The following is a 24,189-nucleotide window of genomic DNA, read 5'->3' on the forward strand; positions in this document are numbered from 1 at the left end:
CGGCTTTAAGGCCAGCCTTGATGAGCTGGAACAAAAGCTGGATCGCGCAGGCGGTGCCGGGGGAGTTGAACAAAAGAGCTTGGGCGAGCAGTTCACCGAAAGCGATGCATTCAAGGCCTTTGGCCAGGATGGCTTTGGCCGCAACTCCAAGGCACGTATGGAGCTGAAAGCCTCGCTGACCTTGGCCACAACGGACACGGATGGCGCGGTTGGCGTCGGGGCCAGTGTGACGCGGCTGCCGGGTATTCAGGCGCTGCCACAGCGGCGCATGACGGTGCGGGATTTGCTGTCGCCGGGGCGCATGGATGGCAATACGCTGGAATATGTGCAGGAAACCGGGTTCAACAATAACGCGGCTCCGGTGCCGGGGGGCGGTAGGAAACCCGCCTCGGACATCAAACTGGCGGAGAAATCCACCAGCGCCAAGGTGATCGCGCATCACATGAAGGTGTCGCGTCAGGCGCTGTCTGATGTGTCTCAGCTGCGCTCGATGATTGATCAGCGGCTGCTGTTTGGTCTGGACTTCAAGGAAGAAAATCAGCTGCTGAATGGCGATGGCACCGGGCAAAACCTGCATGGGCTGATCCCCAATGCGACGGCCTACGATCCGGCCTTTGCGCCTGACGGCGAGACGGTCATAGATAAGATGCGGCTGGCGATGCTGCAGGCGGTTTTGGCCGAGTATCCGGCAACGGGCCATATCCTGCACCCGATCGACTGGGCACGGGTTGAGCTGACCAAGGATTCGACAGGCGACTATATCATTGGGGATCCGCAGGGCAGCGCGCAGCCAATGCTTTGGCGTCTGCAGGTGGTTCAGACGCAGGCCATCACGGTGGACAAGTTCCTGACCGGTGCCTTCAAGATGGGTGCGCAGGTGTTCGATCGTTGGCAGGCCTCAATTGAGACCGGCTATGAAAACGATGACTTCACCAAAAACATGGTGACGATCCTGGCGGAGGAACGTCTGGCGATGGCGATCTATCGCCCGGAGGCCTTCATTTACGGCGATCTCGGCTTCGCGGCCTGATCCATCTGAAAGCAATTACGCAAGCGAGGGAGGGCGGCTCAAGCGTCCTCCCTTTTTGTTCAGGCAGTCTTGCCCAGAGAGAGAAACTCCCATGGATTATAAAGTGATCCGTCCGCACCAGGGCGACAAATGGTATGATCAGGGCGCGCCGCGTGAAGCTGAAGCGCGCGACGTGGCGCATTTGGTTGCGGCGGGGGTGGTGGGGCCTGCTGATGCGGTGCAGGAAGGTGAAACTGCCTCGCAGAGCAAGGCCGCGGTGCCTTCTGAAACCGGCTCTCAGACCGTGCCTGAAACCGCTGCTGCCTCTGGCGTTCAGGCTAAAGTTGCCGCCTCCGGCGTTCAGTCCAAAGATGCTGCCTCTGGGCGTCCCACGGATGCGCGACGTGCCCCCCGCATGGCGGCAATCTGGCTGTTGGCTCAAACACAGTTTACGTCAATGGCAAACAGATCGGCAGGATCGGTGACCCTGTTGATTGCGGATCTGCAGTGGCAGTTGGCTCCGGTGACGTGTTCGCGGGCGGTTAGGGACCCGCTGGCATAGTCTTCCATTCGGCTCGTCTTTCTAGATGACTGCTCCCAGCCCGAAGGAGACGTTCCGATCCTAAGGAGAAGGCAGGAAGTATGTTGTCGCTGCAGGCGCGCAGGCTCACGAGGAAGCGGACCTTCAATATAACCAAATTGTGCGAGAGAAGCGAAAGCCCGAAGTGAACCTATTGTGTTGAAAAACACGTGTTGCTGGCGCAGAAAGCGGTGTCTGTTTCAGAACGCAAGCGACTTTCCTATCAGGCTTTGCACGTTTGCTGCGGTGCAGGAAAGATCTTAGCTAATTTGCAGAGGTTTTGGGCGGTTGCGGCGAGTAGGAATGAGCCGGGACCGTGGCCCCATTGGGGCCGCGTAAGCCCGAAGCGAACGTCATTTGCGCCGCATGGGCCGCGTAGCCGCAACCGTCCCAACCCGAGGACGCGTTTGAGGTGGGCGAAGAGCATTTCGACTTTCTTACGCAACCGCATCGAGACTTTGTATTGCTTGGTTTTTGTAATATAACGGGCAACCTGTCGGGCATCTTCATGTTCTTCGCGGGTGATCTTGCGCGCATCTGCTTTTGAGCAGCACTTCATTTTCGATTGGCAGGCCTGGCAGGTGTGTTTCAAAGCTTGGTACTTGGCGACGCCCTTGCCGGTAGGCCCACGGTTGGGGTCAGAGTATTTGCGTCGGAACTGCTTCAGCGACTCGCCCTCAGGGCAGATGTAGTGCTTGTTCTCAGGATTCCATTCGAAGGCGTTGCGCGACCATGTACCGTCAGTCCGGCCTGCTTTGTCCAGCACGAGAATATGAGGATTGATATCGCGATCCACGAGCCAACTTAACACGGGCCCTGACCCATACCGAAGCAATAACCGATCAACAACATACGGATCAGTAGCTCGGGATCGAAGGGTGGGCGACCTGTATGACTGTAGAACTCGGCAAGATACTGGCGAATGTCATCCAGATCGACAAACCGATCAATCGAGCGCAACAAATGATCTTGAGGACCGTGTTCTTATAGAGAGAATTCGTTGAACAGTGCCGCCTGAGCTTCCTGCTTTGGACCCATCATTGCCGAATCCCCCATTCAATAAAGGAATTGAAACAGGGATAGCACCACCGATCAAGGATGAGTTTTTCAACATAATTAACCCATTTCAACCGAAGCTGCATCAAACACGAAGGGCCGGTTCGCCGGATCATATCTGACGCGAACCGTCCAGGGATGCTGGGTAATTGCTAAATCTTGCGTGCGCCTAGTTTTTAATTTGCGAACCTTGGTCAACCATAATTTGGAATCAAGATTCTTATCTGGGCAGGCCACTATGATTGTTGATCAGAAAATCTATCGAAAAGCCTTTCAGGAGTACCTTCGCAAAGGCACTCCGATCTTACAATCAATCAAGCAGGAGCGAACGACGTCTCGCTATATCTGGCGTACACAACGAGACAACAAGGTCCGTTCTTCACATGCAAACAACGACGGACGGGTTTTTTCGTGGCGCAATCCTCCTTCAACCGGACATCCTGGAGAAGATAATAATTGCCGGTGTTGGGCGGAGCCAGTGCCTGAAGCTGACTCTTTGCCACCAGTTAAAATCCGAAATGAGTACTTGATTGCAGGCCCCTTCGGTCGCTGGGGACCTTGGGTTGAAATTTTTGATCTTGCGGAATCTGAGATGGGCCGTGGCGATGATGGATTTACGGTAACGCACGAGGTCGACATTGAGTTCAGTCGAAGAGGCGACGGTCCTACATCAACATTCGATGTTGAAATCGTTGGCCTCGGGCAAACTGATTGGATAACCGGTCCCGGATCGACAACTATCACTCATTCTTACGAACTGTCCGGCAGATCAGAGCTACGCTCTCCGACACGCCACAATTTCACAGGCACTCTGAAGGCGAGAGCACGAGCCCACTCGATCACCCAGAATGTCGATGCCAGGATAACATTCAGATAAGGCTTCCAACGATCCTGTAGATGGAAGGAGCCGAGGTAAGGAACCCGCTGTTTCCAATCCCAACCGTCGTCAGAACATTGAGAACCGCAATAATAGAGTAGGGGACCTGCATCTGCGGCACGGCATGCGCACGATACAAATTCAGCGAGAGTATCGACCCAATCGCGATAAGAAAAATGGGCAACGTGTGGAACGGCCCAGTTGGGTAAGTTATCTGCCCCACCTGTAGCAACCACGATATTCCGACGTTAATCAAGATAAAGATCCCGCTTTCCCTAATCATTAATCCTCCGCATATAGCATGCTTTCCTAACGCTGTGCCGATCCTGGCAGCCTCAGATACAGACACTTTGGAAGCGTCAACGTCAACTTTCTTTGTATATTGGGCAGTCGGTGATAACCACGGTTATTAACTATACGCCAAAGCAACCATTGGACAGCCTGTAGCGAATTCACACAGCCTCCGGGCGATGCCGACCTTGGAGATCCAAAATGCTGCATCAACGCGCCAATTTCTGCAATGATGGGCTGCTTTGCAGCATTCACGATGGGTAACAACGGTAAGCTCAGGAGAGAAGCGCGACTTTGCAAATGGCGCTTACTGCGCATTGCTGCCCTTGGTCCAGTGCGCAGCATCGCTCCGAGGGGCATGCAGGTTTGAATGGCCGCTAATCCTTCTCTGCCATGAAACTCTCGCAGGTGCAGAGAAAGTCCGGAATCCGCCTGACCTGCTCCCCTGAAAGGTCCGGTGTTTTGAGTTTGCCTGTTCTCCGACCGTGGCTACGATGCAGATTGGTACCGAGAAGCTCTGAAAGGAAGGGATATCATGCCCTGCATCCCAGAGCGCAAGTCACGCTCCAAGACGGTTCGGTACGACAAGCGCCGATATAGGTGGCGTAACAGGATCGAGAGGATGTTCGGCAGGCGCAAAGATTGGCGACGCGTCGCAACCCGCTATGATCGCTGCCCCAAGGTGTTCCTCTCCGCAATAGCTCTAGCTGCAACCGTCATATTCTGGTTATGAGTCCTGAACCTAGCCTCCTTCAAAAAACCATCTTAATCACAGCTCCACTGTCGCAGGGTTCGACATTCAATTGTCCCCCTTGTTGTGCAATAATCTCTGCACAAATTGTAAGACCCATTCCAGTGCCACCTGTTTCCCGTTTGGTGGTGAAAAAGGGTTCTGCCGCCTTGACTACATTAGCGGCGGAAATGCCTGTCCCATTGTCTTGCACGCTGATGATCTGTGAAGCTGTGTCAAAGGTGATCTCAACAGTTTTGGCGTCATGCTCTGCAGCGTTTTCGAGCAAATGACCAAAACAAATGACTGCGGCCTCATGAGAGACCGGTAATGGCTGATACACATCGCCGCCTATTTCAATGTGCAAGAAATCAAATTTTGCGCGCAAAATTGGCAATATGCTATTCAGATTGCCCTGCGCGGATGCCAATATATTCTGTCCGCGGGCCATTTCGCGCATTCGATCTAACAAACGGTCCATACGGGCCGCGTCAGCTTTAATTGTCGCGGCAAGTGCGGTTCTTCGTTCGTCCTGAATGTTTGGTGCTTCCAATAGTTCTGCGGCGCCCATGATGGAGGTAACTGGCGATTTTAGCTCATGTGTTGCATGCTTTGTATAGACCTGAAGCGAGGCTGCGTTTTTTCGCAGAGTTGCCCCCATGTCGATCAGGCTTTGGCCCAAACCTGCCAGTTCTTTGACACCATATCCCGGCAGGCGCGTTTCCGTTTTACCAGAGGCAATTTCGCGCGCCTGCCTTTGCAAGCTGATGCATGGGGCGGGTCAAAAAGCGCCACAAGAACGCGCCGATCAAGACTGCAGAAATTAGGACTGCGATCAAAAGCCACACAAAAATGTGGCGCTGTTGAAACAGGTATTTGTTCAGGTTGGACGGTGTGCGCGACAGGTAAACTGCACCGACAACATGGTCCGCGACAATGACCGGATGCGCCACATAAACCCGGAATTTCGTGTCACGGCTAACGGACCTTAGCGAATGATTTCGATATTCCTCCTCGCGCCAACGCGCGACGGACACGACATCCCCGTTCAGAGCACGCTGAACTTCACCAACGTGTTGAAGAGTGCCAGTGTCAGTGCCTGTTTTGGCGATGATTTTTCCCTGCGCATCAACTGCGACAAAGCCAACCAGGGTGGTTTTTTGAGAAATTCCTGCCAGCTCCGACAATGTTTTCCCAACCTGTGAATAGGCATCGTCTGTGGCACTTGCAGCAGGCACCGGGTCAGGCCGGGGCGGCAGCAGAGAGCTGTTACTCGCAATCAGATTGGATTCGACCGGATGCCAGTCCTGCGCCAGCCTCTCTCGCTGCGCTGCATTCAGACGAATGCCATCCGGGGTCGAGGTTGAGACAGCCGCAAACGCCTGTGCATAACGTGCAGCATAAATTGCGGCTTGTGAATGCAGGCTCGCCTCTGTTTCTCTGACAAACTGGTTGCTTGTCACCCGCGCTGCGACGAGTCCAAAGAATGGCAGCGCGACCAGAAGCCCGACAACAGCCGCGATCAACTGCGCTAGGGATGGGCGCCACTTATTTGGCACCCTCACGTTGTGCATGAGCCCAATCGCAGACCCACACCATGAATGGTGCGAATGATATCGCTATAGCCGAGTGCCTGGGTTTTATGGCGTAGGTTCCGGATATGGCTGTCTACTGTGCGACCCGACATCACGCTATTTGTGCCGTAAATGCTGGTGATGATCTGATCACGTGTGCGTACTCTTTCTGGAGCGGCCATCAATGTGTTCAACAGCGCGAACTCTGTCGCGGTCAACTCCAACACTTGCCCGGCCAGGTCTGCCTCAAAGGCCAGCGTGCGCAGGGTCAGGTCGCCATGCACAAGCAGGGCATCAATCTCCTTGGGACGGGCACGTGCCAAAATTGCCTTGACGCGCAGAACCAATTCTCGCGGGCTAAACGGTTTGGTGACATAGTCGTCGCCGCCAAGCTGAAAGCCCAATACGCGGTCGATCTCTTCATCACGTGCAGTCAGGAAAAGCACGGGAACGGCGCTAAAGCTGCGCAGTGCTTTGCAGGTTCAAACCCGTCAAGCTCTGGCATGCCGATGTCCAAAATCACCAGCGCGCGAGGGGTGCGACGGTGCTCGACGAGGGCTGCTTTGCCGTTTGCCGCCTCGAGCACACAAAACCCGGCGTCTTCCAGCGCCATACGAATGACCGACCTAATGCTGGCATCGTCATCCACAACTAAAATGTCGGGCTTCATCGAGCGATCTCCTCATCCCCACTAGTAATTCGCGGCTGGGTTGATGTCACGCTATCCCTTGTATTGAGCATCAGGAATTTCTGCTGCGCGGCGGCGAGGCGTGTATCGCGCAGTCCCCAGTCGCGCCAGCCCTCGGGCGCGATAAGCTGATATTGCGCTGCATCCCCACAATAAACCCTGCTCGTAGTCTTAGCATGTTCCAATAAAGCGCTGACTGCCAAAGTTGTATTCCGGCACAGATAACTGGTATCAATCCGGCCTGCCTCCCGAACAAGATTTACGCGGGCAATCACGTAGCCGAAGTTCACAAAACAACCCGCATAGAGCGTCGCAGCACAGACCCCTGCAAAAACGGAGGTCACCCAGGAGTTCGATTTGCTGAACCACAATTGCCAGGCCAGCAAAGCCATCCCCACGACAACCAGGCCCATGCCGATCCCCGCACGCACCCGCAAATAGGTCAGGCCATACACATCGACATAAAGCTCAAGCCGCGCAAAGGCCGAAGACACCAGGAAGATGTTCTGTACGATCCACACCGCCAACAGCAGCTTTAACAAAGGCGCAAAGGTGATGAACCGCTGTGAGATCAACACAAATAGGCCCGCTAAAATCGACGTGGCCATCAAGGGATAGGCCCCCTGATGTACATACTGCGCATATGTCAGTCCTTCTGGCAGCGCGGCGCCGCCCGAAGGAACGCAATGTCCGTCACATTCTGGGCTAGAAACATAACATTGAACAAGCAAAGCGAAATCGTGATTGAACGCGCGTTGATAAATCCGTCAGTGGGTTTGTGGAGACCAAAGCGAGGGGTTGCCTCCGGCCTGAAACTCTGTGCCAGCTTGGTGAAGGCAACAAATGGATAAATCGCAAAAGCTGTGCAGGCCCAGAATACCATACGCGAGGGATCGGCCAAGCTGAGATCTATCCGCGTTGCCCTCTCTAACCACCGCTCAAAAAGGGGATTGGCCCCCCAGAACAATAGCAGGAAAACGCTGCTGGCGATCAATGGCAGCAACCAGGCCATCACCGTTTCTCGGCTCGGCCTTAGCTGGCCCTGCAGGCTTGTATTACGAATGGCAAACTGGCCGGAACGATAAGAAAACACCGGCATCACGTAAGGCAAGTGAATAAGATTGCGGATGACCGGGCCAATCGCACTTGATTGCAAGGCGCACCAGATCAAAAGCCCAAGATGCCCCGTCACAAGGATGAACACGGAGGCGAGCTGTGTATATTCGACAGTTGGCAAGACGCAGGCAATCCAGATGCCGGCAATTCCTCCCCATTTTGCGAAGGTGAATTGAGGGCGAAGGCTGGCAATCGCAGCCCCGCTGAGGCCCGCGCTAAATATCACCAGCGAGATCCCAATTGAGTGCTCCCAGAAAAGGAAATCAGCGAGTAATATCAGTGCTATGATCAGTAAAAATCCAATGGGTGACGATTGGGTCGTGCAAGGAGATCGCCCATTCTGTTGGTGCTTTGCTGTGGGGGCAGGGGATGGGGCACATGTCAACCACCATCCGTCATTTGCTATCGAACCAGGTACGCCACGAACGGTGAACTCTGTCATCTTTCAGTCTCCTCACTGAGTGTTCAGTCAGAAACCTACTGTTCGCGATTGCAGATAATTCCGTCGGTTTGTGCAGACATTGTGCAGAAGGGAATTGTGCGAGCTATTCAATAGTAAAAGCTGAGCTGAGCTGATCTGGGCTGCAAAGCAAAATAAAAGAAGACTGGGTTCCAGGCCGCTGTTCGCTGCATTTTTGGCGAATGGCGGCTCTGTCGCAATGTCCAAAGTTTGCAACCTCCGCCTACCGCATTGCTGCCGCCGGTGCAGCCTGCAGCATACCGATCATCGAATCGTACAGGATCTGCAGTGGACCAAGTTTGATAGCGCCGTAGAAGATCATCAAGGCAATGAAAAGACCGCTTTGCGTCCAGCCTGCAATCCTTAAGTTGCGGTACGGTGTTTTGGCGGACGTCAGGTCAGAAGTCTTCATGTTCTGCTGCCCTTTTTCGTCACGTGTTTGGCTCGTTTTCCCAAAGTCTGACCGCCAAATTCAACTGCCTCTAACTGCCTCTAACTGCCTCTAACTGCCTCCAACTGCCTCGAACTGCATGACAGCGGTACGGCGCGCAGCCGTCGGGTGCATCTGTCGCAAACTAACAACAGTTTTACCCTTACCTTGTTGATCGAACGTCAGCAGCATTCCAAAGGCTTCGGTGTCCACCTTCGGAGCCGTGCCGTGCAGGACTTCGATTAGCGCGGGGGCCTTGATCCAGAGAGACGTCATGCGATTGGGGTAACGGGTGCCATCTGGTGCGACCACTTCAAACTAACCAAGTTAGTCTATCGAATCGAGCGCGTCTTCCTCACATATCAACTCGTTCAGGCTGCTAGTGTTGGGCGGCCTAACATCTGAATTCGGCGGGAAGGCGGCAGGGGGCTTACTGGCTGCGGCATCACCATAATGCCTCAGGAATAGCTTCATCGCATGTTGGACGCCTTCTGGTGAAACGGACCTTGCATCCGCTTCGAAATACCGCCCCTGGGTGAACGAGCCCGTGATGATTTCGAAAGATGGGTAGTAGGCGATGTTGGTGTCGTTCTTGCACAGGTTTTCTGCTGCAACCCTCAGGACCGACTTGCTGTGGCTGGTTGAGCAAATGACACTGCGATCCTCAAATGTTGCCGCCAAAGGAACGGGGGATACGGTCAGGATAATCTTAACCGTTGGATTGATCGCGCGAAGCTGGCGCACGAAATATCGGATGTCACCTTCAGTCTCGGCGACTGTGAAGTTGATGGGCGCATACCGGGCATCGTCCATTTTGCCGCCCGACACGCCCGGCGCAAGCGGATAGATTGCGCCATCGTCCAGTGACTGCCAGCCTTCGGTCAGGCCAAACGTTTAGATAAAGACGTCCATTTCCTCAAACATCTTGCAAACGGCAGCCAAATGGGTCGCACGATCATCCAGGACGTCTTGGATCGTCTCAAATCTATCCGGTTTGATTTGGGGTCTGAAAGCATCGACGAAACCGCCATCTGCGTGCGCCCAAACAGCGTCCTTTGGCACAAAGTGACCAAAAGCTCTGTCAAACAGCTGGCGCAACTGGCGAGCTGTGTACAGGTTGGCGTATCGCGCTGAAAACACGCCATAGTTATTCGCGGCGGCCTCTTGCGACGTCATATAAGGCGGGGCGGGCTCGGTTGTGAGATAGGTATGCCCGCAGTTGTTAAGAGCCTTGGAGATGTGCTGCGCAAAACAGCTTCCGGCGCTTGCAATACGTTCCTGTCTAGTGATGCGAAATTTTCCGCCTAGAACAGGATCAATGTCTTGCAGGTCGACTTCGCTGACCGATTTGCGCCAAAATTGATAGCCCGGCAGCCCCCGATAGGGGTGAGCGACCGTTTCGCTGCCCCCCACAGCGGGAGCCTTGCTTGCAGGCTCTGCCAGCATTTCTCGGAGGGTCGCACGGATGGCCGCATCGTAGCCAGCGATATCGATCTCCGGGATAAACTTGGCATCTTGTTTTGGCAGCTCCGCAAAGGAACGGAATTCTGCTGCAACGAAATCCCGTAAACCGACCACTATGCCGGCCGTGTCATCCAATCGTCCGATGGTGTTTTTTTTAAACTGAAAGCCGCTTTGGATACCCAATCGGTGTGCCAAATCCGGATAGGTTGCCCAAGCGGGGTAGGGGACGAGCCGATCCTGGATGAATTGCCAGTTATTGGCGGCAATAGTATCCAGGCCAATTTTTTCAACAATCAACTCAACGAGATCTGCCAAAGCGATCACTTTTGGATGGTTTACGGTATGCATGAAGCACCCGAATGACTGCCACCGCGCAAAGGCGGGCGCTAGGTCCAGGCCGCACAAATGAGCTTCGGCAAACAGTTCCTGCCTGGATTGTTCATAGGCCGCGAAATAGCCCAGCTTCTGGAACAAATTTGTCGCGAAAAGCGGCGCGGTCTGTGCCACGCTAAGGCCCATTTTATAGGCGCAAACAGCGATCGCTGAATGGTAGGGCCCGAATTCATTTCGAAAGGACAGGCCGTCAAATTTCAGGTTCACCATATCGGGGTGAAATCCACGGAAAATCAGGCGCGGAACGGCAACGAATTTGCTGTTGGGAGACCACCTGGCCATGTCTTCGACGGCGCTCACTGTCTTGCGGGACAGATGGTGCAATACATAATCGGCACCTCGAAAACTGCGTTGTTTGTCCTGATCAAACCTTTGCCAGTTGGCTGCGAGGAATGAGTGAACGGTCGTTTCAGGACCAAGGCGCACTCTTAAACAGTCCGCAAGCCCTGCGACCTGACAGTTTCCGATTAGCAAAATTCTCATCCTGGCCTCCATCGAAGGGCTGCATGTGGTGAGACCCGGCAATTCAGTCCCATCAAAACACATCCAGCAAAGAGGTTTGCGCCAAATTCCGCAGTGATGCCGGAGTTTTCAAACCCGTGGCCTCTAGGGCTTTGGCGCCCGGCTGGCTTTGTCGATTGTGTGCATCAACTCGATGATGTCGGGCAGGGCCGGACCATATCGATTGGCATCTTCATACACGTTGTAGCCACGATTATAGGCCGATGCAGATGCCGCAGAGGCACTCTCTGCGCTGTTTTCGGTGACATCCCATTTGCCACCATGCAGTACGTCGGGCATGTCACTCCCTTGCTGGAATACATTCATCGGCACAGCGCCGTCCTCTAACAGGCGCAACTGTTGCTCAAGCTGTTTTCGGATCTGAATGACCGGCACATCTGTTTTGCGCAGATGTTCCTTGGTACGGTCCGTTATCGGCCCCTGAGCGATCCACGCGTGGGCGTCTTGCGACAGAATATTGTCCAGAACCGGGCGGCCATCGTCATCATACAATGGCACAGTGTACCAGGGGATGACGTCTTGCACGGGCGCTTTGATCTCGCTGGTGCCCAGAAAACACCCATAGTTGATATGGTAGGTGTTGGTATCATCAATCGGCACGCGGATCTGGAACTCCTGCCTGACCTGCCCGGGTCCACCTGTTTGCGTCAGGAAGGGAAAGATGATGGTGGAATGTTCAGAACTGTGGTCACTTTCGGCCCCAAGCGCCTTGGTGTATTTGATGCCTTTCCTGAGCCCATGCCGGCTTGGCTCAAACCACAATGAGTCCATGCCGTCGCCAAGCCGGACGCGCGCATCCAGGGCATCCCTCTGGCCTTTCTCCAGGTTGTCCAACTTACCCGCCTTTTTCAAAACGTATTTGAAATACTCGCCGTGTAGCGAGGCGCTATGGGTTGGATCGCCTGAGTTTTCGTGTGCCTGTAGCCAGTTACACGGTAACTTCATTATCCCGATCTGCCGAATGGCATTGGTTTGAACAAACAAATCCCACGGTGGAAGCTGCGGGGCAGGGGCGGGCCCAAGATAGGCCCAGACAAGTCCGCCCATTTCCTGGGCGGGATATGCTGCGATCTTTATGTTACTCTTCGCGGCTGCTTCAGCCGATTCCAGCGGCATATCAATGCATTGACCCTTATGGTCGAACTTCCAGCCGTGATAGCAGCACCGCAGGCCATCATGATCGGGAAAGCCATACATCAGTTTTGCCATCCGGTGCGGGCAACGTTCCCCGACAAGGCCCACCTTGCCCTTTAGACTACGAAAGAGAACCAGATCCTCTCCCAACACGCGCACCGGCAGAACATCTTCCTGCAGAATTTGCGCACTGGGCCGGATTGGGATCCAGTATTGCCGCATGAGATTGCCCATCGGTGTGCCAGGGCCGACTTGAGTTAGTCTTTTATTCTCTTTCTCTGAAAGCATCTAATTCATCCCGAAATTGAAGTGTTTAGACAACGTATTGCCAGGAGGCTCGTAGGAGGCGACAAAATAATGAAGCCCCCTTTTTGCGTTATGGACGAGGCCCGTGTTTAAAAATCAGACGTCGGACAGGCCCGATTGGCACCAAGTATCCAGAATTGAAGCCACAGCTTCAAGTTGCGTTTCGTTGCTCTTCAATTCGAAACATGGAACTGCATCAAGCACAGGCGGATTGGCGGTGGCTGGTCTTTTGGTCAAAGTTCGATTTGAGCTCACTTCATTTGCCCACTCATATTCTTTGGTCGAAAGCAAATGGGTGGCCAGTATTTGATGCGCTTCATCCGGTGACAGGCGGCGGGTTTGAGGGGCGTCGCAAGTGCTGAGGTAGGACAGGAAAACGACAGCCCCAATCTCGACGTCTCGTGTGATCGGGACGTTCAGCGCCTTGGCCAAATCACCGACACTGTACAAAGATGCGTCAAACAGATGGTGGAAATTCGGAAACGGTTTCACCGTATTGCGCCGTATGTTGACCACAGTAGGGACGCCAACGGCCTTTAACCTTTTACCTGGCGTATCGGCCACTAACATCGCCCGATCATTTGCGACGATATTGTAGCCACGGGTGGTGCACAGGTTCAAAAGGGATGTGGTTTTGCCAGCATATTTGTTGCCTGCAATGGCGATCCCACGACCCTGTTTTGCTACCACACAGCCATGCAGGATCGGTGCGCTGTGGCCCAGTACCCATAGGCTGCGGATCAGCCGCAACACGCCGGTTCGCGTTCTGGATCCAGCTGCGCTGACGATCATGATGTCTTGCCCGTGATTGAGGGTAACATAGAGCAACCCAAGCAGCGCGTCCTCGATAACGGACGCGTCACCCAATTCAGACCGAAAGAACCGCAGATTGTAGTCTACATCATGGTTAAGCGAGGTCGGTATCAGCCGATCAGGAGACGCGGGCAGGTTGCTCTTGATCAGGTCAAAGATTGTCTGGTTCTCAACATGTGTGATGTCGCAGATACGTGCTGGTTTTGCTGCCTTGTCACCATGCGAAATGTACGGGCAAAAGAATGACCGCAAGTCATCAAGGAGTTCAGCACTGGATGACGCGAGACGCATTGTTTGCTTGTCTAAAACAAAACCCTCAGAGTGAACCGCGTCATCATGCCCAATTTTTTGAAGCGCCTCTAAAGTGATCATGCCAATACTTTCTTGCTCAATAGTCTGCGCAATTTCGTGATGCAAAAATCGTTGAATTCCCCATGAGACAAAATCCGGTGACTTATTCTGTAGCTCAAATCGAACAGGGACCAGAATAGCTGGCTTTGCGGCGTTAACACCCTTCCCGACTGTGTTGAGTACTCTTCCAAAAGACGATCCCCCGACATATTCCATTCATCCCAAAACGACGCCGCCCTGCACGCATCATAATCTGCGATATGAAATCCAACCTTTTCATTGTCGATCGAGCAGAGGTCGTCCCCGCGCAGCACTAAGTTGGCTGGAGAAAAATCGCCGTGAGTAAGTCGAATGTCTGACGCGGCGATAGCAAGGGCGCCCCCCAGATGCACGACCTGCTGCGACTGCGACGCGCTAATCACCTTGTACGCGACCAGCACAGGTAGTTTCTGATGCAGATTTGACCTCACATCTTTCAATATAGCCTCTGGTGTGGCCGTATTTGGCGGACAGTTTACGGCATGAAACGCGGCGAGTAGGCGCGCCGCCTTATCGACCACATCCGAGTTAGCATCATGATTTTCCAGCGTTTCACCCTCGATCCACTCGAACACCGTCCAGCCGTCCATGCACAACTGCGCCTTTGGGAAACAGGCCGCGCCAATAGCCCCCACAAGTTTGGTGCTCTGTTCAAAACAGGGGCCGTTCCTGTTTGCGATCCGAAGTTTGACCCTTCGACCACTGGAAAAATCAACGCGCAAAACGACTTTTTGTGGCTGTGGTAAGGGTGTGATGTCCTGGACTGCGCAGACCTTGTCATCCAACTGAGCTTCGCTGGTGCGAAGGATGTCCCGGACTTTTGAGACAGGGCGGTACGGGTTGGACTTCCCAAATTTCTTCAGAAATGGGGCAATTATTCTATGTTCCATACTGCGTCAGAAAAGAGCGAATGTTTGAATGCAATTTTATTCTGCCTCCTGAGCTAATTAAAAGATTGGTTTCCTAAATGTGGCGTGATTTGCAATGCGTTTGTAAGAGGGTGGTGCGCAATTCAATTGTGCTGGCTAATAACGTCTAACATTTCGTCGAACCGATGGTGGTACGTATGCTCGGCATAGGCCTTGCGTTGCGCGTTTTTGGCCATCTCTTCACGCTCGTCAGGATGCCTTAGATAGTAATCAATCTTTCGTTTGAGGTCTGGCATGTCGTAATAAACTTCTATTTCTTCGCCAATCCTGAACATGTTTCCGATTTCTTTCTTGTGCTCGGTGAGTTGGAACGCAGCGCAGCCAGCGGCCTCAAAGGTGCGCATATTGGTTCCTTCATACGAGTTTGTCTTGCGATGGAAATTCAGAACAATATCAGCCCCGTTCAATACCTTTATCATGGACCGCCCACGCGCCTGACCCCGATACAATGGTGAAAGCTGCGGGTATTTTCGGTCCATGTCAGGGCCCCACCAATGGGTCCAAAAATTGATATTATCGCCCACAAGCTGGCTCAGGACTTCGGGCCGGTCATCGAACAATTGCCCTACAAACGAAACAGCTCCCGCGTACTGAGCCTGGTCTTCACTGGTCAATTCTATCGGTTTGTGCGTAGGTGGATAGCAGCCAAGTGGCAGGTAAAAGACCTTTCTGGCACCGTGCTTTTTGTACTTTTCCACTGCCGGTGGATCAATGGTGAACACAAAATCATAGTGTGGGAAACTCTCCACAACATTCGGCGTCGCCTCAAAAACCACATCTCGTCCCAACCAAAGAACTGTCTTAATATTCAGTGTCTTGGACATATATTCTATGGTTTCTGGAAGAATTCGTTCGCCGGGATATGTGATGAAGATGTCTGGTTGTTGCCTTTTTGCTTGCCGCAACAACAGGCCGTTTATCAGCTGTGTTTCAAGTGACGGTATCCAGCCGGATTTGTAGCTTTGTCCGTCATGAGGCCGGAAAAGAGCAGGGTACCGGGCGCGCCATTCTTTCTTGATAATGGGGCTTGCGCGATAGTCAAATTCGACGACCTCATGTCCGAGTTCACGAAGCGCCTGCGTCCACATCCAGGCCCCGTTATGATCGGCGGGAAATTGATTGACGATTTTTCCATGGCTTTTGAGTTCTGCTCGAAACTGCGGTCCGGCAGCATTCCAATCTCCGCTGTGTAGACAGTTTGCATTAAGAATTTTCATACCTATTTGTGGCCGGAATTTCGCGGCCTGACAATAATCTATTTGTCAGGTCGCCGCCTAAGGAGGGTGCATTGCTATCGCAAAGCTTGCATGTTTGACGCTTTTTTCCCGCCGATTTTTACGATGTTTTATTAATCTCATGGAGAGTTCGCTCGGTAATTACACCTATCGTCAAGCTAGATTTTCCGCAGATAAATTGATCCGTGGTAGCGAGTCGAAACGAAAAATTCGACCGGTGATTCCCGTTAGGATGTCAGTGCTGTTTGATTGAATTTGTGCCGCTGCTAAATGCGATAGGCGGAATTTTTCCACCCAATAAGCGCCCCTGCTGCCAAAGCAACAAATGCGGAATCCGCTCTCGCTAAAGTGCAAATTTCATCTTGCTATTTCAAAGTCTTCACCTTTCCAGGCAAGGGTTGCATGGTCTTTATCCAAAACGGCACATATGTCATTGCAATCATTGCGCGCGCAGATGCCAATAAGACAACTCTTGATTATTTTCCGGGTTTTCAGCACGATACGGGGGGTGTCAACCATGCCCAATTTTTAGAATTTTTGTCACTTTTTGGGAGAGGATATTATGCCTAGTAGTAGAGAAATCACTGCCATCGCCAGCGCTTTGGCGTTGCGACTTAACCCGCGCGGTATCAGTTCCCGTCGGCCAAGCCGTAGCACGGAAGTCAGAATGGCCAGTGCCATTGTTGCCCGTTTGAACCACGCAATCCTGGCCGTCTTTCTGAGACCCGTCTTGCCAGCGCGATAGCAGTTCGTCTTGGCAGCAGCTCCAGCCGGATTTCCGATCGCAGGCTGGCCAGCGCTGTGGCCGCACGGCTCAGCACGACGACCCGTATCAGCTCAGTGGCCTCGCGTTTGTCTGGCCGCGGATCATCGGCAAGGTTGGCGAGTGCGATTGCTACCCGCCTGACGACTCCGGTGCGTACCAGTTCGGTTGCGGGCAGGCTTTCACGGGGTAGCTCCGCTCGCCTTGCAAGTTCGGTTGCAGTCGGCCTTTCGATTTCCACACTGGCAAGCGCTGTTGCCCGTCGGCTTGATTTTGGCGGAACCGCTTTGGCAAGCGCGATTGCTGTCCGGCTTGGCGAGGGTCTTCCTGCGAACGAGGTGGACCCGAAGAAAACCCGGCGTTCAAGATCAACCCGCAGTTCGAAATAGCAGGTTGAAAGCTTGCCGCGTTTTTCGTTGGAGTGACGGAAAACGCGGCCAGTGGCCATTGGTGCCAAAACCCGGCAGGCTCAAAAAAACAGTTTCCAAATTTGGTTCTTCCCCCCGCTGACGCACCTATTATGCACGTCACATGACAGGTGACGACCCGATCACAAAGGTCGACCTGTGAATTTCCGCAGGTCCCAAGGCTCAAGGTCAGCACAGATGGTTCAACACCCGCTGAGTTTGACCCATTGCAGCGACAGAAAGTATTCATGCATGGCTCAACAAGCGAAACGCGCAGAAATCTCAGCTGAACCGATTGCAATTGCACCCGAGCGTGCCGACCGTTTCGCGTGGTTCTTTGGGCCTGCAGATGCTGTGCCTTCTATTCCATTCACACCAGACCAGCTAGAACCAGCTTGCGCGTTACTGCTCAGGAACTGGAATGTACTACCGGTTACGGCCCCCAAGTTGTTCTCTTGGGTTGGTGCCAAATACGGCAATAGTCCTGAGGCCAATCATGTCCGCGATGTGACAGCGGCAGTTCGCGCCCTGGCCAGAATGCAGACATTGCTGATCAATCGCCTAGCAAATGAACTGGAGGCTCAGGGCATTCCGTATGTTTTGATGAAAGGCGCCTCTGCATCGCTTGTGCTCTACCCCGAAGCAGATTTGCGCAGGGGGTTGGATGCAGACATCGGGGTCCCCAAGCAATACATCAAAGCCGCCGAACAGATTGCCAATCAGCAAGGGTTTGTGGCGGCGGCTTTTGATGAAGAAAACCGCCATGCCTTCCGCGTCGATGAGATTGCGAAAGACCTTGTAGAGGCAGAGCATTACGAATTGGCATGTCTCAATCGGCGGCAAATCGTGCAGGGTCTCTCACCGGAAGATGATGCCGCCAGTCGCCGCAGCATCCCATTCCCGCGCCCATGGCATGAAACTGAAGATGGCGACCTTGCCTGCTACGTTACCTTGGATATCCATCACGGGATTTGCCTGGATATTGAAGTAGATGCAATGGTCGAGACCGCGCAAAGGGTCACTCGCCATGGCTATTCGGCAATGGTGCCGCAGCCCGAGTGGATGATGCTGCAGCTCATTTTCAAGAGCTACTGGGAAGGGGTGCACCGGTTCAATTCGCGCGGCATCTATCAATACGCTGATCTGGTGCGTTTGGTGGAACACATCAAAGGTGACACGGCCGAAAGGCTGTTCGCCCTTTTGGAATTTTACGAGCTTGAGGCCGGCGCGTTTTACGTATGGCGCGCTGTCGAAACCCAGCTGGGGGGGCATCTCACTCCTGAGCTTGCCGATTTTGTCGAACGTCATGCGATACCGCCAATTGATCGTCTTCCCAGTGAAGTGAACGATCAGGGGGACATGTGGCCTCGGTTGTGGGGATTTAGATGAAAAGCTGTTTTAGCCAAGGAGATTACGGTGCGTGTACTCTTTATTTATCCTGAGCCTGATGTTGCTCCCTTCTACCTCCAGTCCCCAATTGGGTGCCTTTATCTGGCCGCAGCGTTAGAGGAAAAATACGATGTTCGCATCTATGATCAGAACGTGGACGATGACCGCCTTGAAGATGTCATAAGGGAGTTCGTCCCTGACATAATCGGCGTATCCTTCACATCGGGATGTCGGATGGTCTCGCTTGATATTGCCAAAAAGTATGGCGGCAAGGACGTCATCATGTTTGCGGGGGGGATACATCCCACCTATTGCGCCGAGGAATGTATCGACGCGGGCTTTGACTTTGTCGCTAAGGGCGAGGTCGAAGATACAATTTGCGAAGTCTTCGATGCGATGTCCCCGACCCGTCCTTTCCTGCGGGATGACCAGACATTGCCCAAGGGCTATTTCTACAAGTCGGGAAAAGGCGACTACATCGACACAGGCACCGCACGGTCGCTCGACATAAACCGCTGGGTTCCTGCCCGGCACCTGTTGCCCGCCAAGTACCACCGCAGGTATTCCCACGGGGTCATGATGGGTTCCAGAGGATGCGCCTTCAAATGCACCTTCTGCGCATCGGCAAATACCGGTTTCAGAGAACGCGACCCCAAACTGATTGTTGATGAGTTGGAGTATATCGTGAACGTTGAAGGGCACAGTGCCGTCCACTTCGCAGACGATATTTTCACCTTCAAACCAAGGTGGGTGATTGAGATATGCAAAGAAATTGTCGCCCGTGATCTTAAATGCCGGTGGTCGGTCAATTCACGCAGCGACATTCCCGAAAAACACTGGGAAATGTTCGACTGGATGTACAAAGCGGGCTGCGAAATGGTTGGTTTCGGCGTCGAAGCCGTCGACCAGAAGACCCTGCAATTGAGCGGTAAGGGTATCAAACAAAGCAAAACCATGCCGGTTCTTCAGCGGGCGAGGGAGGCTGGCATCCCGATCAAGGCCAATCTGATGGCAGGCCTGCCCGGTGCCAGCTACGCAGACCATTTGCTGAGCGTCGATCTTATGGAAGAGCTTCTTCCAAACCAGATCGTGCTGAGCCTTACGACGCCGTATCCCGGGACTGTTATGGGTGACTTTCCTGAGCGCTTCGGCATAAAGCTCAAGACCAAAGATTGGTCAACGCTTTTGCAGGACGTCTATGTAGAGTCTGACAGGTTCCACGAAGTCATTGAATACGATGACATCACGACAGACGAGATTTTCAAGTTCGTCGACACGCTGCTAACGCGCTTGGCACCCTATGGCTATATTCGGGTCAGCGATGACGAGGAACATGCAGAGCGACCAGAGCGTGTCATCAAGACATTCCTGGACAAGCCGATGTTGCCGCGCCTGCGCGACGAAGCAGGCCGTGCTGATCGCTATAACCGCAGTTCTGAACCCGACTGGGTGCTTTAGGCTAGACCTCTTGGGCGATGCAGCGCGGCACGCCCATGGCATGGGCAGAGAAACGCAACGTTCGGCTGGAATATATCCAGACCGGTAGGCGCGGACCACTTCAAAGGCGGAGGGAGGGGGGCGCTCAGTTGCTGACCTTTAGGGTTTCCCTGTCATCTCTGCCGTCAATGCTTCACCGCTGACCCGCCTGTAGTTCACAAACGCATTGGCGCTGAGCAAAACAAAGAAGCTGTCCATATCGATCATGACATAGCCTTCTTCCAGAACGGCGCGGGACAGATTTTCAATGTCATCTGAATAGAGACGCCTTTTCCCCAGCAACTCTCTGACTTGTTTCGATGATATTCGGAACCGGCCATTCTCCTTGCCTCCAAATCCCTTGCTATAGAGGTTGGCCAACTGGCTTGCTGCTACTTGGAAGTGGGTCATTTTAACTCCATGTGATATATTTTTTTATCTATAGACAATAAAAATTCTCCTATGTAAAGAGCGCACATGGAGGCAGAAATATGAATCAGCACGTCACATCGATCGAGATAGACATTGATTTGTCAGAGGAGTTGCAAGCGGCTGTAGTGGCTGGCGACGCGGGACGACTGGACGCGTTGTTCCAGCGGCTTTCGCTGTCCGAAGCGCTCCGTGAGCTTCTGGAGCTGTCTCCGGATGATCGTCGGTCCGTTCTGACCCTGGTGTCACCAGAAATCGCAGCGGATTTGATCGAAGAAGCACCTCACGAGACTGGTGCTGACCTCATGGAAGACCTTGAGACGGATCGCGCCGTTGAGATCATGGATGAGCTGGACTCCGACGTTCAGGCCGATCTGATTGGCGGCATGGACACAGAGGAAGCCGAAGCAATCCTGGGGAAAATGGATGCTGAGGACGCCGCTGATGTCCGCCGTCTGTCGGAATACGAGGATGATACTGCCGGTGGCCTGATGATGTCGGAGGTGTTCGAATGCGCCGACACCATGACCGTCAGCGATGTGATAAAAGTACTCGCGAAAGACGACGAGGACGTGGACCGGTATCGCGGCCAACATCCCTACATCATTGATGAGGCGGGTAAACTGGTTGGGGTGGTGTCCTTGCGGAGCTTGCTTGCAACCAAACGCTCGGCCCTTTTGACGACTATTATGGTTGAGCCGATGACGGTTCAGACCCACACAAATCTGTCCGACCTTGGTGACATTTTTGACAAGTATGCCTTTCTGGGCGTGCCGGTTGTGGATGTCGATGGCAGGATGCTTGGCGTTGTCAGCCGCGACGCGGTTTCGCAGGCTTTGCTGGAGCGCGCTGAGAGCGAAAACCTGAAACTACAGGGTGTCGTTGGCGACGAGTTGCGCTCAATGCCGACCTGGCTGCGGTCGCGGCGCCGGTTGGCGTGGCTGTCGGCCAACATCGTGCTGAACATGATCGCAGCCTCTGTCATCTCGGCCTATGAGGAAACTCTTCTTGCTGTGATCGCAATCGCTGTGTTTTTGCCGATGGTTTCGGACATGTCCGACTGTTCCGGCAACCAGGCTGTTGGGGTCACCATGCGCGAGTTGAGTCTCGGTTTGGTGCGTCCCAAAGATGCGTTCAAGGTCTGGCTAAAAGAGATCAGTGTCGGCGTGATCAACGGTATCGCCCTGGGCATCCTGATCGCCATCGTGGCGTGGGTCTGGAAGGGCAGCCCTGCGCTGGGTCTGGTGATTGGTGCCGCACTTGCTCTGAACACCATGCTTGCTGTGTCGATTGGCGGCGTTGTGCCCTTGCTGTTGAAGCGGATCGGTCAAGATCCCGCCGTGGCAAGCGGCCCTCTTTTGACAACTGTGACTGATATGGCCGGGTTCTTCTTCGTCCTCAGCCTCGCAACTCTGATGATGCCGTGGCTGGTATGAACATGAACAAACGCACCAGGCTGAAAAAGCCAAAACCCGAACTGCTGGTTATCGGCTGGATGGAACATCTGGACTTGCCCGATCTCGATGTCTGGCAGCTTAAGGCCAAAATTGACACCGGCGCACGCACCTCTGCCCTGCATGCGAGGCATATTGAGGTCTTTGACAAGGACGGCGTTGAATGGGTGCGGTTCCAGACGCAAATCTCTGACGATACGCCCCTCCACTGGGCCGAATGCCCGACCTATGACCGTCGGGCAATCAAGAACACAAGCGGCATCCCATCACGGCGGATCGTCATTCGTACAACGCTAAAGCTGACGGACCGGTCATGGCCGATTTCCGTGTCGCTTGCGGATCGTAGCAACATGACTTTTCCGATGATCATCGGCCGAACAGCGCTCAAGAAACACAACATTGCGGTGCATACGCGTCGCGCCAACCTGACCAGTTCTTAAGGTCTGATAAGCCCCAGAGGCAGAAAGGATTTTCTTATGAAAATCGCAATGATGGCACGTAGTCCCAGCCTGTACTCCCACCGACGCCTGAAAGAGGCCGCCGAAGCCCGCGGTCATCAGCTGGATATCATCAACACGTTGCGGTGCTATATGAACATCGCCTCACGTCGCCCCGAAATGTACTATAACGGTGAAAAACTCGAAGGGTATGACGCGGTCATTCCACGGATCGGTGCCTCTGTCACCTTCTATGGTCTGGCTGTTCTGCGCCAGTTTGAAATGATGGGTGTTTATCCCCTGAATGAAAGTGTCGCCATTGGCCGGAGCCGCGACAAGCTACGGTCGATGCAATTGCTCGCGCGTGATGGCATTGGCCTGCCTGTGACTACATTTGCGCATGACCCGAAACAAACCGATGAAGTCCTGAAGCTGGCTGGCGGTGCGCCAATCGTCATTAAGCTTTTGGAAGGCACCCAGGGTCTAGGCGTGGTTCTGGCCGATACGGATCGCTCTGCCACATCTGTGGTCGAAGCCTTCCGCGCCTCGGGTACCCTCATCTTGTTGCAGGAGTTTATTAAAGAATCCGGCGGTACCGACATTCGTGCGATTGTTGTCGGCGGCAAAGTTATCGCTGCGATGAAGCGCACGGGGGCTGAAGGAGACTTCCGCTCAAACCTGCACCGTGGTGGGTCTGCGCAAGTGATCAAACTGTCGCCAGAAGAGCGCTCAACAGCCGTGCGTGCAGCAAAATCCATGGGCCTGAATGTTTGCGGCGTCGACATGCTGCGCGCCAACCATGGCCCGGTTGTCATGGAGGTGAACTCTTCGCCCGGCCTGGAAGGCGTCGAGAATGCCACCGGTTTGGATGTTGCTGGCAAGATCATCGAGTATCTCGAGAACAGTGCTGCCAAAGGCAATACCAAAACAAAAGGTAAAGGCTAATGGTGCGCCGCGCAGCGTTTGAGATTGGGGGAGTCAGTATTCCTGCAGGCACGCGACAGACTGTTGACCTACCTGTCAGCGTTTTGTCTGACCATACGCCTGTTTCGATGTCAGTGCATGTCATTCAAGGGAAGGCCGACGGCCCAACAGTGTTTGTCAGCGCCGGTATCCACGGGGATGAAGTGATTGGCGTCGAGATCGTGCGCCGTCTCTTGCGGGCTCCGAACCTCAGAACGCTGCGCGGCACACTTATTGTGGTCCCGATTGTTAACGCTTTCGGGTTCATCAACCACTCACGGTATCTGCCTGACCGGCGTGATCTGAACCGGATGTTTCCGGGCACTCCGGGCGGTTCACTTGCGTCTCGACTGGCACATCTGTTTTTGAATGAGGTCGTCGCGCGCAGTGATCTTGGGATCGACCTGCACTCTGCCGCGATTCACCGCACCAATCTGCCGCAAATACGCATTTCACCGGATAATGCATACACTGCAGAATTGGCGGAAGTATTTGGCGCACCGGTCATCCTGCAATCTTCGTTGCGCCCCGGATCGCTCCGCGGCGCTGCCAAGGACATTGGCAAAGATGTTCTGCTCTATGAAGCAGGAGAAGCCCTGCGTTTTGACGAAATGTCTGTACGCGCAGGCGTCGCTGGCATCCTGAGGGTCCTGCGGCACGTCGGGATGTTGTCTGCAAAAGGGATCGCAAAACCGAAAGCTGCCCCGCAATACTGCATGTCCAGCAAATGGCTGCGCGCTCCGTCCGGGGGGCTTTTCAGGATGTTCAAAGCCGACGGTGATGTTGTGGCCAAAGGGGATATCATGGCCATTGTTGCTGACCCGTTTGGCGAAAAGGAAGAAAACATTGTCGCTCCCTTTAATGGGATCGTTGG

At 53.8% G+C, this 24,189-nt stretch carries 21 protein-coding genes and 4 pseudogenes; 10 read left to right on the plus strand and 15 right to left on the minus strand.

What is annotated here, in order from left to right; translation table 11 throughout:
- Both B4968_RS17355 and B4968_RS26250 read left to right on the plus strand, forming a co-directional pair.
- Positions 1-1,030, plus strand: a 1,030-nt coding sequence (locus B4968_RS17355) for a phage major capsid protein (RefSeq protein WP_139792885.1), incomplete at its 5' end; no start/stop codon positions are given.
- Positions 1,031-1,121: 91 nt separating this feature from the next.
- Complete coding sequence (locus B4968_RS26250; protein WP_420916546.1) at positions 1,122-1,571, plus strand: hypothetical protein; 450 nt, start codon at positions 1,122-1,124, stop codon at positions 1,569-1,571.
- A 241-nt stretch (positions 1,572-1,812) separates the two neighbouring features.
- On the opposite strand, the pseudogene B4968_RS17365 reads toward B4968_RS26250, so the two are convergent.
- Positions 1,813-2,630, minus strand: a pseudogene (locus B4968_RS17365) (transposase).
- A gap of 253 nt (positions 2,631-2,883) precedes the next feature.
- Between B4968_RS17365 and B4968_RS26255 the strand changes: the two are divergent.
- Both B4968_RS26255 and B4968_RS17380 read left to right on the plus strand, forming a co-directional pair.
- The gene (locus tag B4968_RS26255; protein WP_083100672.1) at positions 2,884-3,522 is read left to right on the plus strand and encodes a phage minor head protein; all 639 of its coding nucleotides are present in this window, start codon (positions 2,884-2,886) and stop codon (positions 3,520-3,522) included.
- A 763-nt stretch (positions 3,523-4,285) separates the two neighbouring features.
- Positions 4,286-4,546, plus strand: a pseudogene (locus B4968_RS17380) (transposase); the annotation flags it as partial.
- Between the two features lie 19 nt (positions 4,547-4,565).
- Here the strand turns inward: B4968_RS17380 and B4968_RS17385 are convergent.
- From B4968_RS17385 to B4968_RS17445, 13 genes and pseudogenes are all read right to left on the minus strand, one after another.
- Positions 4,566-5,306 carry a sensor histidine kinase gene (locus B4968_RS17385; RefSeq protein ID WP_083100674.1) on the minus strand — a complete coding sequence of 247 codons (741 nt, stop codon included), beginning with the start codon at positions 5,304-5,306 and terminating at the stop codon, positions 4,566-4,568.
- Positions 5,272-5,730, minus strand: coding sequence for a cell wall metabolism sensor histidine kinase WalK (locus tag B4968_RS23205; protein ID WP_139792886.1), 459 nt, complete (start codon positions 5,728-5,730; stop codon positions 5,272-5,274). Before B4968_RS23205 ends, B4968_RS17385 begins: the two co-directional genes overlap by 35 nt.
- 374 nt (positions 5,731-6,104) lie before the next feature.
- A complete protein-coding gene (locus B4968_RS26260; protein WP_420916547.1) occupies positions 6,105-6,299 on the minus strand; it encodes a helix-turn-helix domain-containing protein in 195 nt (64 codons plus the stop codon).
- A gap of 210 nt (positions 6,300-6,509) precedes the next feature.
- Positions 6,510-6,787, minus strand: a pseudogene (locus B4968_RS25880) (response regulator); the annotation flags it as partial.
- The gene (locus B4968_RS17400; RefSeq protein WP_241525823.1) at positions 6,784-7,413 is read right to left on the minus strand and encodes a DUF4153 domain-containing protein; all 630 of its coding nucleotides are present in this window, start codon (positions 7,411-7,413) and stop codon (positions 6,784-6,786) included. The pseudogene B4968_RS25880 and the gene B4968_RS17400, both read right to left, overlap by 4 nt.
- A 38-nt stretch (positions 7,414-7,451) precedes the next feature.
- Positions 7,452-8,363 (minus strand): DUF4153 domain-containing protein, encoded by a 912-nt coding sequence (locus B4968_RS23210; protein ID WP_139792887.1) that lies wholly within the window; start codon positions 8,361-8,363, stop codon positions 7,452-7,454.
- Positions 8,364-8,604: 241 nt separating this feature from the next.
- A complete protein-coding gene (locus B4968_RS17405) occupies positions 8,605-8,793 on the minus strand; it encodes a hypothetical protein (protein WP_083100677.1) in 189 nt (62 codons plus the stop codon).
- A gap of 345 nt (positions 8,794-9,138) precedes the next feature.
- Positions 9,139-11,214: pseudogene (locus B4968_RS17420) on the minus strand (GSCFA domain-containing protein).
- A gap of 60 nt (positions 11,215-11,274) precedes the next feature.
- Positions 11,275-12,558 carry a Rieske 2Fe-2S domain-containing protein gene (locus B4968_RS17425; protein ID WP_206601113.1) on the minus strand — a complete coding sequence of 428 codons (1,284 nt, stop codon included), beginning with the start codon at positions 12,556-12,558 and terminating at the stop codon, positions 11,275-11,277.
- 168 nt (positions 12,559-12,726) lie between these two features.
- A complete protein-coding gene (locus B4968_RS17430; protein WP_083100682.1) occupies positions 12,727-13,815 on the minus strand; it encodes a hypothetical protein in 1,089 nt (362 codons plus the stop codon).
- A complete protein-coding gene (locus B4968_RS17435) occupies positions 13,812-14,723 on the minus strand; it encodes an aminoglycoside phosphotransferase family protein (protein ID WP_083100683.1) in 912 nt (303 codons plus the stop codon). The genes B4968_RS17430 and B4968_RS17435 overlap by 4 nt, the downstream gene beginning before the upstream one ends.
- A gap of 122 nt (positions 14,724-14,845) precedes the next feature.
- The gene (locus B4968_RS17440; RefSeq protein ID WP_083100684.1) at positions 14,846-15,979 is read right to left on the minus strand and encodes a CgeB family protein; all 1,134 of its coding nucleotides are present in this window, start codon (positions 15,977-15,979) and stop codon (positions 14,846-14,848) included.
- Positions 15,980-16,659: 680 nt separating this feature from the next.
- Positions 16,660-17,208, minus strand: a complete 549-nt coding sequence (locus tag B4968_RS17445) for a hypothetical protein (protein ID WP_083100685.1) — start codon at positions 17,206-17,208, stop codon at positions 16,660-16,662.
- Between the two features lie 157 nt (positions 17,209-17,365).
- On the opposite strand from B4968_RS17445, the gene B4968_RS17450 reads away from it, so the two are divergent.
- Positions 17,366-18,556, plus strand: coding sequence for a nucleotidyltransferase family protein (locus tag B4968_RS17450; RefSeq protein ID WP_083100686.1), 1,191 nt, complete (start codon positions 17,366-17,368; stop codon positions 18,554-18,556).
- Between the two features lie 27 nt (positions 18,557-18,583).
- A complete protein-coding gene (locus B4968_RS17455; RefSeq protein WP_083100687.1) occupies positions 18,584-20,014 on the plus strand; it encodes a B12-binding domain-containing radical SAM protein in 1,431 nt (476 codons plus the stop codon).
- A 138-nt stretch (positions 20,015-20,152) separates the two neighbouring features.
- Here B4968_RS17455 and B4968_RS17460 read toward each other — a convergent pair whose 3' ends face one another.
- Positions 20,153-20,443, minus strand: a complete 291-nt coding sequence (locus B4968_RS17460; RefSeq protein WP_083100688.1) for a hypothetical protein — start codon at positions 20,441-20,443, stop codon at positions 20,153-20,155.
- Positions 20,444-20,523: 80 nt separating this feature from the next.
- Between B4968_RS17460 and mgtE the strand changes: the two genes are divergently transcribed.
- The 4 genes from mgtE to B4968_RS17480 form a co-directional block, all read left to right on the plus strand.
- Positions 20,524-21,897 (plus strand): magnesium transporter, encoded by a 1,374-nt coding sequence (gene mgtE, locus B4968_RS17465; RefSeq protein ID WP_083100689.1) that lies wholly within the window; start codon positions 20,524-20,526, stop codon positions 21,895-21,897.
- A gap of 2 nt (positions 21,898-21,899) precedes the next feature.
- Positions 21,900-22,355 carry an ATP-dependent zinc protease family protein gene (locus tag B4968_RS17470; protein ID WP_241525824.1) on the plus strand — a complete coding sequence of 152 codons (456 nt, stop codon included), beginning with the start codon at positions 21,900-21,902 and terminating at the stop codon, positions 22,353-22,355.
- Between the two features lie 36 nt (positions 22,356-22,391).
- Positions 22,392-23,297: a 30S ribosomal protein S6--L-glutamate ligase gene (gene rimK / locus B4968_RS17475; RefSeq protein WP_083100691.1), complete on the plus strand. Its 906-nt coding sequence runs from the start codon at positions 22,392-22,394 to the stop codon at positions 23,295-23,297.
- Positions 23,297-24,189, plus strand: an 893-nt coding sequence (locus B4968_RS17480; protein ID WP_083100692.1) for a succinylglutamate desuccinylase/aspartoacylase family protein, incomplete at its 3' end; no start/stop codon positions are given. The genes rimK and B4968_RS17480, both read left to right, overlap by 1 nt.

Origin of the sequence: Pseudophaeobacter leonis, assembly GCF_002087335.1 — a bacterium.
GTDB classification, from domain to species: domain Bacteria; phylum Pseudomonadota; class Alphaproteobacteria; order Rhodobacterales; family Rhodobacteraceae; genus Pseudophaeobacter; species Pseudophaeobacter leonis.